This window comes from Halopseudomonas pelagia (assembly GCF_009497895.1).
GTDB classification, from domain to species: domain Bacteria; phylum Pseudomonadota; class Gammaproteobacteria; order Pseudomonadales; family Pseudomonadaceae; genus Halopseudomonas; species Halopseudomonas pelagia_A.
In genome coordinates this window covers 3,035,187-3,049,328 of the sequence record NZ_CP033116.1, presented here as the reverse complement: position 1 = coordinate 3,049,328, position 14,142 = coordinate 3,035,187, and the positions used below count along the sequence as shown (strand labels likewise).

The 14,142-nt window shown below is 52.6% G+C and carries 12 protein-coding genes and 1 pseudogene; 4 read left to right on the top strand and 9 right to left on the bottom strand.

Translation table 11 applies throughout. The features are described from left to right. Nucleotides 1-32: 32 nt before the first annotated feature. The 5 genes from EAO82_RS14230 to EAO82_RS14210 form a co-directional block, all read right to left on the bottom strand. Entirely contained in the window at nucleotides 33-479 is a 447-nt protein-coding gene (locus EAO82_RS14230; protein WP_096347430.1) for a GNAT family N-acetyltransferase, read from the bottom strand. Nucleotides 480-551: 72 nt separating this feature from the next. Further along, nucleotides 552-956, bottom strand: a complete 405-nt coding sequence (locus EAO82_RS14225) for a VOC family protein (protein ID WP_096347431.1) — start codon at nucleotides 954-956, stop codon at nucleotides 552-554. 129 nt (nucleotides 957-1,085) lie between these two features. Continuing rightward, entirely contained in the window at nucleotides 1,086-1,349 is a 264-nt protein-coding gene (locus tag EAO82_RS14220; RefSeq protein WP_096347432.1) for an excalibur calcium-binding domain-containing protein, read from the bottom strand. 152 nt (nucleotides 1,350-1,501) lie between these two features. After that, on the bottom strand, nucleotides 1,502-1,918 hold the full coding sequence (locus EAO82_RS14215) for a hypothetical protein (protein WP_143520346.1): 417 nt from the start codon (nucleotides 1,916-1,918) through the stop codon (nucleotides 1,502-1,504). 132 nt (nucleotides 1,919-2,050) lie between these two features. Further along, the gene (locus tag EAO82_RS14210; RefSeq protein WP_096347433.1) at nucleotides 2,051-2,587 is read right to left on the bottom strand and encodes a DUF6151 family protein; all 537 of its coding nucleotides are present in this window, start codon (nucleotides 2,585-2,587) and stop codon (nucleotides 2,051-2,053) included. 70 nt (nucleotides 2,588-2,657) lie between these two features. Here EAO82_RS14210 and istA point away from each other — a divergent pair, with 70 nt between their 5' ends. The 3 genes from istA (at nucleotide 2,658) to EAO82_RS14195 (ending at nucleotide 5,778) form a co-directional block, all read left to right on the top strand. Continuing rightward, nucleotides 2,658-4,178 carry an IS21 family transposase gene (gene istA / locus EAO82_RS14205; protein WP_022964808.1) on the top strand — a complete coding sequence of 507 codons (1,521 nt, stop codon included), beginning with the start codon at nucleotides 2,658-2,660 and terminating at the stop codon, nucleotides 4,176-4,178. Next, nucleotides 4,175-4,915: an IS21-like element helper ATPase IstB gene (istB, locus tag EAO82_RS14200; RefSeq protein WP_022964809.1), complete on the top strand. Its 741-nt coding sequence runs from the start codon at nucleotides 4,175-4,177 to the stop codon at nucleotides 4,913-4,915. Before istA ends, istB begins: the two co-directional genes overlap by 4 nt. Before the next feature lie 332 nt (nucleotides 4,916-5,247). Then, entirely contained in the window at nucleotides 5,248-5,778 is a 531-nt protein-coding gene (locus tag EAO82_RS14195) for an outer membrane beta-barrel protein (protein ID WP_096347434.1), read from the top strand. A gap of 516 nt (nucleotides 5,779-6,294) precedes the next feature. On the opposite strand, the gene EAO82_RS14190 is transcribed toward EAO82_RS14195, so the two are convergent. Together EAO82_RS14190 and EAO82_RS14185 are read right to left on the bottom strand one after the other, a co-directional pair. Continuing rightward, entirely contained in the window at nucleotides 6,295-7,440 is a 1,146-nt protein-coding gene (locus tag EAO82_RS14190) for a DUF3800 domain-containing protein (RefSeq protein WP_096347436.1), read from the bottom strand. Nucleotides 7,441-8,017: 577 nt separating this feature from the next. Further along, nucleotides 8,018-9,400: a hypothetical protein gene (locus EAO82_RS14185; RefSeq protein ID WP_143520347.1), complete on the bottom strand. Its 1,383-nt coding sequence runs from the start codon at nucleotides 9,398-9,400 to the stop codon at nucleotides 8,018-8,020. A gap of 133 nt (nucleotides 9,401-9,533) precedes the next feature. On the opposite strand from EAO82_RS14185, the pseudogene EAO82_RS14180 reads away from it, so the two are divergent. Next, nucleotides 9,534-11,092: pseudogene (locus EAO82_RS14180) on the top strand (IS3 family transposase). 737 nt (nucleotides 11,093-11,829) lie between these two features. Here EAO82_RS14180 and EAO82_RS14175 read toward each other — a convergent pair. Then, a complete protein-coding gene (locus EAO82_RS14175; protein WP_096347306.1) occupies nucleotides 11,830-12,327 on the bottom strand; it encodes a DUF934 domain-containing protein in 498 nt (165 codons plus the stop codon). Beyond that, nucleotides 12,311-13,969, bottom strand: a complete 1,659-nt coding sequence (locus tag EAO82_RS14170) for a nitrite/sulfite reductase (protein ID WP_096347305.1) — start codon at nucleotides 13,967-13,969, stop codon at nucleotides 12,311-12,313. The genes EAO82_RS14175 and EAO82_RS14170 overlap by 17 nt, the downstream gene beginning before the upstream one ends. Between the last annotated feature and the right edge of the window lie 173 nt (nucleotides 13,970-14,142).

Here is a 14,142-nt window from a genome sequence, read left to right as displayed (position 1 = left end):
GAGGCGGAGCTATCTGATCCTGAGCCCATTCATCACGATTCAGGATCAATCCCAAAACTGTACCCATGCTGCTCAAACCCCAATGACAGATAAAACGCATGTGCATCGTGGCGCTTGAGGTTGGAAGAGAGCGTCAGTTTATAGCAGCCATGTTTCTGACATTCCCGCTTGGCAAATTCCATCATGGCCTTGCCGATACCTTGCCCCTGCATTGATGCATGCACGGCCACATCTTCGACCACAGCCGACGGAGCGCCAAGGTGCCCCAGGTTATCCATGATCAGCAGGGCAAAGGTTCCCACAATCCCACTTTCTGCTCTTGCCACATATATCTTGTAATTCGGATAGGCGCGCATGCGAGCAAAAGTGATCCGGGCTTCTTCCAGTGGCAAATGTGTATCGCCATCAAGACCTGATTGAACGTAAATATCCAGAACAGCCGGAAGGTCCGCTTCCGTAGCAGGTTCAATGCTCAACATGATGACGGCCCCTAACGATTGGATGTCGTCACCACGATGCCTTTATCGGTTGGGGCGGTCAATAACGGCTCTTTACTGAGGTATTGCCGCCGGATCCATCCAGAAGGGCTCCCACACGTGGCCGTCGGGATCAGCGATGGTACGGCTATACATGAAACCGTGATCCTGTACGGAGTTGATATCCGCTGTACCCCCGTTGGCGGCTGCCGTTTCCGTTATGCCATCAACCGCCTCGCGGCTGTCAAAGGTCAGAGCGATCATCACTTCGCCAGACGTGGAAGGCGGGATGGGGCGGCTGGTAAAGGTGCGCCACTTGTCATGGGTCAGCAGCATGACGTGAATCGCCTCACTCCAGACCATGCAGGCGGCGGTCTCGTCGGTAAATTGCGGGTTGTTTTCAAATCCGATGGCGGTGTAGAACGCCATTGATGCGGCCAGATCGTTGACGGGGAAATTGATAAAAATCATGCGGGGCATGGCTGCACTCCTAACCTTTGTTGGATGATGTTTTTGTATGTCATCAGTTAGTCGAGCAGTGAGCCCCGATTTCGACAGGGTGCTGGAAAATAATATCGTCTTTAGCCGCAGTGGACTTTCGGCCAAGCGCTAGAACCTTGAGTCGTTCTCGCAAGGTATGCCGTCGTTATCGCCATCCATTTTGGTGTTGGGGCAGTGCCTTGTAAAATACTCAGCTTCCGCTTTTGAGCCCATCTGGCTGCAATGCTGGCGGCCATCGCATGTGAAGCTCTGTGCTGGCTGGTTTCTGGCACTCGGGGCAGCTACAACTGCAGGGATCGGCGTCGCCATGTTCTTCTGGTAATAATTCCAGCCAGCGAAGGCCAATAGCGCGAAGATGATCAGTTTTTTCATGCTCGACAATCCTTGTGAGTATTTCTCATGCACCAATTCGAAAAGCTAAACCGGGCCGGGTAATCGGGGGGATCAATGTGACCTGATTTCTTCCCAGAGACCAATGATCAATGACACTGACGCCATTGGTCTCTCCAATTATGATTCTTGAATTAATCAGGGGCCCTGCGTCCACGCTTACGGCCTCGCTTTTCATCTGCTTCAGTATTGAGATAAAGCGTGCTTCGTAATGGGCTTAAGGTACGTCGATCATCCTCGTCACTGCGGCGGTCATCTTGATGGTCATATTTACAGTGACAGTTCGACCCTTGGGTACATTCTGTCAGGGGTAAAGTGGGTGTATTGCCTTCGTTTTTAAGAAAAAACGTGCCTTGTAAGTCCTGCGCCGCCAAGCAGGCGTTATTTCCCGGAACAACCTTGGTGGCTTGGAATCTGTTCTGATTTTTACTGACTACAGCTTGATTGACGCGTGCGGTCGGGTATTTTTTACCCTTTTTAGGTTGCCTCTTTAATATGACCAACACAAAAAATATAACAGCAATAGCACCTAGTATTAGCAAAACCTTCATAGAGCTCGCCTTTCGATTTAATTTGAAGTAGCAGTAATTACGATGCCGGGTAATCGGGGTGGATCAATCTGATCCAAGTTTCTTTCCAGAGACCGAAGATCAAGGACTCTGAATCCATTAATTCCTGAGGCCTTATAACTCCTCGCCGGGGCTTAAAATATGCGGGCTAGCCAGCGGCTTACCCTTGGTGCTGAACAATGGGTTTGGTCGCCCTTGACCGCTGAGTTTCCAGACGAGGATTTTCAGCATGAGCTTACCGACATAGCCGCGTGCGGGCGCTGCATCGAGCTGGCTCTTGGGGATCTGGCCGGTCGCCCCACGCAGATTGACGCAAGCGCGCACCGGACCAAGCTTGGCTTCGCGTTCAGGATCGACGATAAAGCTGTGGATTAACCCAATCATCGGCACCCGCGGCGCCAGGCTATTGCCGACGGGTGTGTTACAGCAGCCGGCATACCAACGATAAAGACCCTTCTCGCTCAACCGCAGACAGCGAATCTGTTCCAGCCCCTGTTGAATTTGCAGGCGCGCGGGCGGCAATTGGTAGATATCGGTACCGCCTTGCTCATCGAGTACCTCAGCACCCGCCTTGAGGGCGTGGGCAAATGTTAATGGCCAATTAATCTGACCCACCTCTGGCCAACAATTTTGACCCACCCATGGTGGCATTGGCCACCGTTCCATGTAGCGTCACCCGCCTTATGCACAGGCCGGGGACAGATCATTGAAGGAGTGGGTTGTGATTCACAAGATCAAGGGGTTGTATGACCAGAGCCGAGGCCTGTCGGTCCGTGCCATCAGTCGTGAGCTGGGGATTTCCCGGAACACAGTACGCAAGTATCTGCAGCTAGATGAGGTGCAGATTAGCGCCGCTATTGCTGACCCTTCGCGCACCAAGTTGCTCGACCAGCACCGTGATTACCTGATCAATCAGCTGGGTCAGTTTCCAGCCCTCAGCGCGGTCAAGCTGGCCCGGCGCCTGAGGGAACGCACCACTGACCTGGCGGTGTCAGACCGGAGCATCCGCCGCTATGTGCAAGCGCTCAAGCAGCAGGTTGCCAGCGGTCAGCTGCGCTATTACGAGCCGGTCGTTGAGTCGGTACCAGGCGTCCAGTGTCAGGTCGATCCCGGTGAGCTGCGGGGCGTCATGATCGGCGGTCTGGAGCGCGTCGTTCACTTTGTGGTGTTTGTGCTGTCCTGTTCCCGGCTGATGTACGTCGGCCTCGACTTCAGGCCACTGGATACCGAACGATTCATCCAGATGCACGACGAGGCCTTCCGCTACTTTGGCGGCGTCACCGAGGAGTGCATCTACGATCAGACCAAGATGGTGGTGATCAACGAGCAATACCGTGAGCTGACGCTGAACCAGCGCTTCCACCAGTATGCGACTACCGTCGGGTACCGCATCCACGCGTGCGAGGGTTATGATCCGGAGAGCAAGGGCAAGGTGGAGTCCGGGGTCAAGTACGTAAAGCGCGACTGCTTTTACGGCGAGCAGTTCCAGGACGAGAACGCCGTTCGCGAGCACTTGCATGACTGGCTTGAGACCGTGGCTAACGCACGTTTGCACGGCACGACGGGGCATCATCCACGAGCGCATTTCGAGACGTTGGAACGTGCCCAGCTCAAGCCTTATCTCGTTCCGCAGAGCCTGCTGCACGTGGCGCAAGCAATCGAGACCCGTAAGGTCGACAAGACTGGCTTGATCTCCTGGCAGGCCAACAAGTACTCGGTGCCCATGGCGTGGCAGCAAGCCCGTGTCGGTGTCAGCGCCCAGGACGACCAGTTGCTGATCCATGATCTGGAGAGCGGTGAGCTCATCGCCACCCATGACCTGTGCAAGGCCAAGGGCCGGATGGTCAAGAACAACAACCATTATCGAGACCATGCCCAGCGCATTGCCAACCTGGAGCACGGCATCGACTCGATCTTGCCCGATGGCCTGGGGGCAACCCTGTGCCAACTGCTCAAGCGTACTTCCCCGCGCATCTACAAGGACCAGCTGGTCGCCGCACGCGACCTACTTATGGCCCATGCGCCAGTTGATACCACGCTACTTGGTGAGCTGTGTGAGCGCAGCGAGCTGACTGCCACTGGACTCAAGCGCTACCTCGAAGCCTGGCAGCAAGCCAAGGCGCGTGGTCGGGTCATCAGCGATCAGGACTATGCGCCCGTAGCTGGCAGCCAGGTCAGTCACGCTGACCTGAACGCTTACGCCCGGGTTGGCCAGTCGACTGGCCACGGGGTGACCCCATGAGCCTGCTCGATAGCACCATTGCGCAGTACCGAAGCCTGCGCCTCAGCGCGACCGCCGGTGAGCTGGCCACTCTGCTGGCCAGGGCTGAAGCCAATGAACTGTCCTACCTGAACTTCGCCCAATCACTGGTCGAGCATGAGCTGAACGCCCGCTCCAGCAGCCGCGTGAGCCGCAACCTCAAGCAGGCGCAGCTCCCCTCGGAGAAACATCTGGAGGCCTTCGATTACCGGCACCAGACCACCATTACCAAGCGGCAGGTCAGTGCCTTGCTGGACTTCAGCTTTATCGACAACCGGGACAACCTGGTGTTCATCGGACCACCGGGCGTGGGCAAGACCCATCTGGCCATTGGGATTGGCCACAAGGCTGTCCAGGCTGGCTACAAAGTGCTGTTCCGAACCGCTCTGGCACTGGTCGAAGACCTGGAGCTGGCGGAGATGAAGGGCGAGCTGAAGAAGCGTTTGAATCAACTGAGCAAGTACGACGTGCTGATCATCGACGAACTGGGCTACCTGCCAATGACACGGCAGGCCCGCTACAACCTGTTCCAGTTGATCAACAACCTGTACGAGTACCGCTCGGTCATCCTGACCACCAACAAGGACTTCACCAGCTGGGGCGAGTTCTTCCATGACGACAACGTGGCCGTGCCCATCATCGACCGCGTGATCCACCATTCACACATCTTTATGCTGGGAGGTGAGAGCTATCGACTGAAGCAGAAAACCGGCGGTTAGCGGTACGCAAGTGGGTCAATTTTATTGGCCAAAAGTGGGTCAAAATTAATGGCCATTGACAGCAAAGGCCTGACAGTCCTTGCAGTAACAGATAACGCGGGTGCCGTCCGCTGGATTCACTTTGATAGCGCGGCCTTTGATCTGACCACAACGACACTGAAGTGCCAGGTTATCCATCAGGTTGCTCCTTGCAATTTTATCTGACCCTGACTGCTGCAGTCTTAGCCAGCGTAGTGATCTATACTTATATGCTGAATCGCAAGATACTGATACGGCAGTTATAGAAACAGTAGTCCAAATGAGTTGTGCAGCGTTAGTACAGGGAGCAGATAATGAATAAAACCAAGCTTTTTGGCGCAATTTTGTTGACGTTGGGTATGACAGCCGATGCCCTTGCAGATAATGACTTCTATGCTGGAGCGAGCGTCGGGCAGGCAACCATCGATGCCTGCGACGGTGTCGCCAATTGCGACGATGAAGACACCAGCTGGAAGGTCTTTGGTGGCTGGGAGCTCAATCCTAATCTCGCCTTTGAGGCAGGTTTTGTAGATTTCGGTGAGATCAGCGGATCGATAGGTGGCTCTTCAGTCAGCGCCGAAGTGGACGGCTGGACACTCGCGGCAAAAGGCACCTGGCCTGTGAACGAGCAGTTCGGCGTGTTCGGCAAGTTCGGCGCGATTATGTGGGATGTTGAAGGTGGCGGTGCTGCTTCCGGTGTTAGCGACGATGGCACCGACCTACTGTACGGGATCGGCGCTCAATATATGTTCACTAACCAGTTCGGTATTGTCGGTGAGTGGGAGTGGTACGATATTGACAGTGATGTTGACCTTTATTCCGTCGGGGTACTGTTCAAGTTCTAAGATGTTCGATCAAGCCCAATAAAGAAGGCCCGGCAGGGTCTTCTTTTTGGTTAATCGCGTATTAGGAAAACCAGGGCCAAAGAAAGCTAGCGTCAGATGAGCATTTTCACCGAATTTAGAAAAATCAAACCAATGTCTAAACACAATCAACATTTAATGTTCATCTGCCCCAATCAACTCCCAGTTGTTTGACATCCGCGGCTCATCTTGGTACTGCTCGATATGGTCATTGTGGCCAGGAACCAGTTAACCCCAATAAGGAATAAAACCATGGCCGTAAAACATTCTCCACCAAATGGAGAAAGCATCGTGCACAAAGGACAAAAGGGCGGAGTAACCGGTTGCGGCGTTAACACCAAAGACAATTCCTCTCACTGGACTGACACCCACAGCGCCATTACGTGCAACAAAAATGGCTGTAAAACTAGCTGAAATTCTCGAGCTACCTTTGACATTTTTTCAGGAAGAAGTAACCGGGGCTAGTTCAATCTGACCCCAGTTACTCACTTTATTTCGCTATTCTTCTAGGGCCTCAATGACACGCTTTAGCCTTGCATGCTGAGGGTCATCAAATGTTTTGAGCTCTCCCAGGCTCGCCTCAAATAGCGTCTTCTTGGCGCGTCTTAATCTCTCAAGTAAAGGGATGCTTTGCCCGTTTACTAGTTCAACGAAATCCATATAGTCGCTGTGTGTTTGGGGTATTTTGTACCCTTTGTTTGAACTTGAGATGAGAACACCTCTATCGCGTAACTGGGAGATGACCGACGACATAAATTGGTGTTCAGAAAGTTGTTCGCAGCCCCGCGCAGAAAGGTGATCACGAAGCTCGCCTGAGCTGATGTAATCAGTGTGTACGAACTGAGCTTGAAATAGTAAATATTTCAGGACAATTAGTTGCTCGCGTAGTCCGTGGTCGGCGAAGTCATCGTTTTCGGAGATGAAATTCGCTGCGCTGTTCATTGCGACGTTGAAGACAACTTCATCAAATTCTTTGCGCTCGGTTCGCTGATCGATACGTCTAAAGTACTGAGGAGGCCATTCTTCAATTGAGAGCTTCGATTTCTTTGCCAGTTCAATGAAGGTTTGCATCAGCTCTTTTGACGCACCACCCTCGTAGACCATGCGAATAGTTCCGGCAAGAAAATCTGCGAGCTGTACTAGTACATTGCTGTCGCTTTTAACGTGTTCAACCGTGCATGACTTGAAAAGGTCTGGAATGTGATTTTTTGAAATGTACTCTCGAAAGCCCCGCATGAACTCCTCTCGGCCGTATTCATCTGCGCTTATAGCAATGTCCTGATAAGAAGCTACCAACCCCTTGTAGAGTATTCCGTGTAGAAACTTCACGAAGCTTTTCTTGTGAGGGAACCCACCGGTCTTTTGGAGTTCGTCCTTATTTACAGCGAGCGCTATGAACTTGAAATCAATCGCTCGAAGCTCTTCGATTACTCGGATTCGGCGTTCAGCTTTCGTCCTACTTGATTTTATTTCGCCCTCCCCGTAGTGTTTCTTTCTTAGTGTTTCCACAAAATTAGTCAGGCGTTGTAACTGATGTTCTTTGCAAATGATCGCGTTGACGACGTAGTACTTAGACACGCCTTCTTTTGAAGTATCTAGGTCGTGATTTCCGGACTCATCGATAAATCCTAAATATTTTGGCATGCTGCTACCTTTCCAGATATAAAACTCGGCTTTTCGACGGTCTGAGACTTAAGTAAAAGCAAGTTCACTAGGCTTGCTCATTGCTCTAGTATCTCTCATGAATAGCTGCGGTGTATGCATCTTTATTCTCTCAGATGAGAGATTCTCTGGCTGCTCAGAACGTTATCATGATGAAAAGGTTTATATATTTTGGCAATAAAGACGTGCATCTTAAACAGTTGCGTTATCGTGGAAAATGAATTTGTTTCCTATGTTCGTTTCCTTTGTTTAAGAAGATTAAGCGTCTATATTTTGGCCAAGATTGAACTCTAAGTAAAGCATCAGAGGTATCATCCAGGGCGCAACTCCGAGCCAGCCAACAACGGGGAATGCGGAGAGGAGAAGTGCGGTAATCCTCAAGATATTCCGTTGTCTACTAGTTTTAGAATTATACCAACTTGCTAATGTTTTCAATTGTTTCATGCTAACTCCTGTTTTTGATTTATCTTTCACGCCTCAATTCATCGGCGTTTGGGGCGGTGCCTATTTTGCGGCAGCAAAATAGGGTGGCAGGATAAACGTCCGGTGCAATGATTTGTTAGCTCTCAACGCTCTCCAGTAACATCTTTCGGATCGTCAGATTTTCCAACTTCGCCACAATTGGGCTGCTGTTATCTACATGCTCCCTGATGTGCATGCCCTCGTTGTAAATAACCCCCAAGAGATAGATGACATCGTCAAGTGACAAGCCACTAGACTCGGCCAGCTTCAGCTTTTTTCTTGTACCGTTTTCAGCTAAGAAAGCTGACTGAGTAGCAGGATCAGGCAGCTTGTTATAGACCCGCTCTTCTATTTTTACTCTTACATAGCAGCAAATCGCAAAAGGATCATAATCATCTTGATTTGCGAGATACTTATTCCATTCGAACTTAAGGTGCTTGTGAAATATGGTTGAGTCTCCCCACGTTTCCTTGAGACCTAGGGCCTTAAATTCATTTCGCAGATTAACAGAGGAAGGCTCGAAGTGCAGGTGGTGATGGTCTACACTCAGCTTGATAGACGGGTCAGAGCGCTCTACAATTAACTTTTTGAAATGAGGGTTTATCGAAGGTTGATACTTCTTGAGAAAGTATACTTTTTGGTCCTTAAACGTGAAGTTTCTGAAGTAGAGTGGGTTCAAGTGCGTCAGGATTAGGGGGTAAACGCGACCGGATGTTGCCTTTTTTTCTTTAATTAAATTAGAAATGTAGTATTGAACTGCCACCAAATTCGCGTCGTCTAAATAATCAAAAACCTCATCAATAATTATTATGCAGTCGCGGGATGCAGTAGAAGCTGCTACTTTTTGAAGCCAGGCGGCAAAGCTCAATGAGTCGCGCTGACCGTTGGAAATATCTATTGCCAATGGAAAGTCGACCACAAGTTTTCCTTTGTACTCCTTCGGCTTGATGCCTTTCCATGTCGTGTCAAATGATCTGATGATTGATTCGTGACTATATTTTTCCGCGAGATAGCTGCTGTACTTGCATGAGTTTATAAACTGAGTTCTATCTTTTGCGTGCAGTTGAAATAATTGAAATGCGCCTAATAGTTTGTCTAAGCGCGTCGGCAGGCTTTCATTAAACTTGGCCAGCGCGTCAGCGACAAGTGCGATTGGCTGAATTGACTCCAAATCGGCTTCTGCGTGAGCGGCAGACCAATGTAAAATCTGTTCCGTGTTGCCGATTTGCGCATTAATCTTGCCTACCGCATCCGACAGCGCTTTATGGTTGCGAACGCCGGAAAGTTTTTTGATTTCTGGTTCGAGCTTCAAAAGGTTGTCAGCAATGCTGTGCTCGACTAAAACTGCTTGGATACTCTTTAGAATCTTCCCATTCTTTCCGAATTCTTTTCGGCACTCTGCAAGGCTATACCCAAACTGAACCTTTTGAGGAATCCGATCGACTAAGATAACCTGATCGATTTCCAGCGATGCCGACACCGAAGTGAATCCACCCATATTTCGTTTTGTGGCTTTAGCTCTTAGACGGCTACTCAGAACCCCCCTCTGTCAGGATTGATGTCGCGTCCCTTGTTACACTCTCTTAAACATTCAGGGGCGTTTGGAGATCTGTATGCCTCGCTATTCCGATGAGCGACGTCAGGCCGCTGTGGCCAAGCTGTTACCGCCTTATAACCAAAGCGTAGAAGAGGTCGCCCGGCAGGAGGGTATCTCGCCAGCCACTGTTTACAAGTGGCGCAAAGAAGCTCGTGCTGAGGGACGCTGCTTGCCCGATGCAAGTGACCAGGGTACGTCCGGCTGGTCGTCCCGAGACAAGTTTGCAGCGGTGGTTGAGACCGCAGCGATGAACACCGAAGACGTTGCTGCCTATTGTCGTCAACGGGGACTGTATCCCGAGCAGCTGCAACGCTGGCGTCATGACTGCGAACAAGCCGCCAGCCTGTCCTATGAGGACCGCCGTCGAGAAGCGGATGAAGCCAAGCAGCAGCGCAAGCGGATCAAAGAGCTGGAACGAGAGCTACATCGCAAGAACACAGCACTCGCGGAGACAGCAGCACTGCTGACGCTGTCAAAAAAAGCACGGGCGATCTGGGGGGACGAGGAGTCATGATCAGCATCGAGGATCGCCAACGTGCCGTAGAGCTGATTGCTGTCGCCTGCAACGAGGGCGCCACCTTGACGGCTGCCTGTGAAGTCGTCGGGATTTCTATCCGGACTCACCAACGCTGGATGCAGGCGGGAAAGCTAACAGGCGATAAACGCCCTGTAGCCGAACGCCCAGCCCCTGCTAATGCGCTGACCCCAGAAGAAGAGGCTGAGATCTTGAGGCAATGCCACCGTGACGAGTTTGCTGCTTTACCGCCGGATCAGATTGTTATTCGGCTGATGGATGAAGAGCAGCGTTACATTGCCTCCGTATCGAGCTTTTATCGAGTACTGCGTAAACATGGCCAGCTGGCACACCGGGGACGCGCCAAAGCCCGCAAATCACAGCCAGCGCCGACTACACATACAGCAATCGCCCCCAACCAGGTATGGTCCTGGGACTGCACCTGGCTTCCTGGGCCAGCCAAGGGTACCTACTACTATCTGGTGATGATCCTCGACATCTTCAGCCGTAAAGTCGTGGGCTGGGAAGCCTTTCTGGGGGAGTCTGCAGCTAACTCACGCCGTGTCATTGAACGAGCCGTGCTGGCCGAAAACATGGTAGGCCAGCCTCTGGTGCTGCACGCTGATAACGGCAGCCCCTTCAAAGGCGTCACCTTGCTTGAGAAGCTGAGAGATCTGCAGATCCAGCCTTCGTTCAGTCGACCGCGTGTGAGCAACGATAACGCCTTCTCCGAGGCTCTGTTCCGCACCTGCAAGTATGTGCCGAACTACCCCGTCAGTGGCTTCGCTGACCTATCAGCTGCCCAGCGTTGGGTGCACGGCTTCGTCCAGTGGTACAACTATGAGCACCGCCACAGTGCTATCCGCTTCGTGACGCCGATGCAGCGCCACACAGGAGAAGACAAAGCCATATTAGCCAAGAGACATGCGCTCAACCTTGCAGCCAGAGCTGCGCATCCTGAGCGCTGGAGTGGTGACACCCGCAACTGGCATCCTGTGACATTAGTATCGCTAAACCCAGAGCGCCGAGTAGTTAGGGAGGTAGAGAAAATAGCTGCATAAAAATCAAACAGGGCGACAGATACCTTGACAGTTACCGGAACGTGGATATCAAATTTTGCCGAAATCTCATTTATGTTCTCATCAGCAACTAGTTCTATCGCTATTCCGGCTGTTTCTACCGACATAGTTAACTTCGGCTTGTTGTCCTCCATTTTTCGATGGAGATTCTCTGCGGGTAACTTGAGTCGTGCTGCATTAAGGGAGGCGAACGCGGTAGCGAACGAGCTTTTTCCAAAGCCATTGGGAGCAACCAAGAGAGATGGCTTATTGGGAATGATATCGAGATCAAACCGCTGATGAGCAATTCCCTTAACGTTCTCGATTGTTATTGTTTTTAGTGTCAAGGCAATCCCCCAATATTTCTTTGATGGCAAATAGCGATTAGACCGAATGCGTTATCGACATGCAGTTTAATATCCTGGTTTCGAGCTTGAACGTATTTATGAAGTTCAGCCTATTGGGTGCCCGTTTAAGACTGTTCAGCACATTAAACCGAACGCGGTATATCGCTGTTATGACCGACCTAGTCGAGCACACCACACAGCAAGCCATCATGCGGAGGAGAGGAGCCTGAAAAAGAAAAGCAGGGCATCCATGCCAGCAAAGAGGGGACTGCGTGTGAGCAGTTACTGGCATAGTGCTACGGTTTGCTAGGAAGTTGCAACGATCTTGTTTGCGACTTTATGGGAAGGGCAAAGCAACCGGGGCAGGGCGCCCCGGCTTTAGTACGATATAGCTTAGGCCCGCCGACGAAACAACGGCAACGGCTGATCAGTAGCCGCCTGATAAACCTCGGAGAAGTCCTTGAGGCTTTCCAGCGCTTCCTCAGCATTGCGGTCTTCGCGGATCACGAAGGCATCAAAGCCACAACGCTTCATCAGAAACAGCTGGTCGCGCAGCACATCGCCAATGGCGCGGACTTCACCCTTGTAGCCGTAGCGGTCACGCAGCAGGCGGGCGTTGGAGTAGCTGCGGCCGTCGCTGAATACCGGGAAGTTCAGGGCAATGACCTGAAAGTGTTCCAGGTCATCGGCGATGGCTTCCACTTCTTCGTCGCTGTTCAGCCATACACCCAGGCCGCCGTCGCGTGCTTTCAGGGCGTGGGAATGATCCAGCCAGAGGTTGAGCGGAACGATCAGGTCGTCGCTGTTGCTCAGGCCTTCGAGCGTGGTCTCGGCTGGCAGCACGTGCCAGGTTTCCTTGATCAGCGCGTCGCCTTTAATGAGTTGCTGCATATACACGCTCCTTGAAGGGGTCCATGCCGATACGCTCGAAGGTGTCGATAAAATCTTCTTCTGGTGTGCGGCGTTCCAGGTAGACGTCGACCACCTTGGTCACTACCGCGGGCATCTCTTCGGCGGCGAAGGACGGGCCGAGGATCTTGCCAATAGCGGCGTTACGGCCACTGTTGCCACCCAGGGAAACCTGGTAGAACTCGGCGCCTTTCTTGTCTACACCCAGTACGCCGATATGGCCGACGTGGTGGTGACCACAGGCGTTCATGCAGCCGGAGATGTTCAGGTCCAGGTTGCCGATATCGTGCAGGTAATCCAGATCATCGAAGGTGCGCTGCAGGGCTTCGGCAATCGGGATGGATTTGGCGTTGGCCAGAGAGCAGAAATCGCCACCGGGGCAGCAGATTATGTCGGTCAGCAGGCCGATGTTCGGCGTGGCAAAACCTTGCTCCTTGGCTGCTTCCCACAGGGCGTACAGGTCGGCCTGGCGCACATCGGCCAGCACCAGGTTCTGCTGGTGGGTCACGCGCAGTTCACCGAAGCTGAAACGGTCGGCCAGTTCGGCGGCGGCGTCCATCTGTTTGTCAGTCGCATCGCCGGGGGCAACGGCAGTCGGCTTCAGTGACAGGGTGACGGCAGCGTAGCCGGGTACCTTGTGCGCCTGGATATTGCGCATGGCCCAGTTGTTGAAGCCTTTCTCGGCTTCACGCTTGGCCAGGTAGTCAGCATCATCACCGCTGAACTGCTGGTAGGCAGGGGCGCTGAAGTGTTTGGCTACGCGGTGCAGCTCTTCTTCAGTCAGGGTAGCGGGACCATCTTTGGTGTGCGCCCATTCAGCGTTGACCTTTTCGGCGAACACTTCAGGCGTCAGCGCCTTGACCAGAATCTTGATCCGCGCCTTGTACTTGTTGTCCCGGCGGCCATAGCGGTTATATACACGCAGAATGGCGTCCAGATAGGTCAGCAGGTGCTCCCAGGGCAGGAAGGCGTTGATCTCGCTGCCGACCATGGGCGTGCGGCCCAGGCCGCCGCCGACCAATACACGGAAGCCAACTTCGCCGGCGTCGTTCTTGACCACGTTCAGGCCGATGTCGTGCACGCCGATGGCTGCACGGTCTTCGGTCGCGCCGTTGACGGCGATCTTGAACTTGCGTGGCAGGAAGGCGAATTCCGGGTGGAAGGTCGACCACTGGCGGATGATTTCACACCAGGGACGCGGATCGACCAGCTCGTCTGCGGCGACGCCAGCGAATTGGTCGGTCGTGGTGTTACGGATGCAGTTGCCGCTGGTCTGGATGGCGTGCATCTGCACTTCAGCCAGGTGAGCGAGAATGTCCGGCACATCTTCCAGCGCGGGCCAGTTGAACTGTACGTTCTGACGGGTGCTGAAGTGTGCATAGCCCTTGTCGTATTCACGGGCAATAAACGCCAGCTTGCGCATCTGCTTGGACGATACCAGGCCATAGGGAATGGCCACGCGCAACATGGGCGCATAGCGCTGAACGTAGAGACCGTTCTGCAGACGCAGGGGCAGGAATTCGGGATCGCTCAGTTCGCCAGCCAGGTAGCGGCGGGTCTGGTCGCGGAACTGCTTGACGCGTTCCTCGACGATCCGTTGATCATACTCGTCATAAATATACATTCAGACAACCTGTTGAATGGTGATCAGGCGGCGCGCGTTGAATTCAGCGTCGGCCAGCCGATTGGGCAAGTAGGTAAGGGCGGAAAGATAGCAAATTTTCAATATGCACAAAAGGAATGTTTATCTATATGTTTATATTCAAATTACACATTACCGGCTGTGCATATCACTCA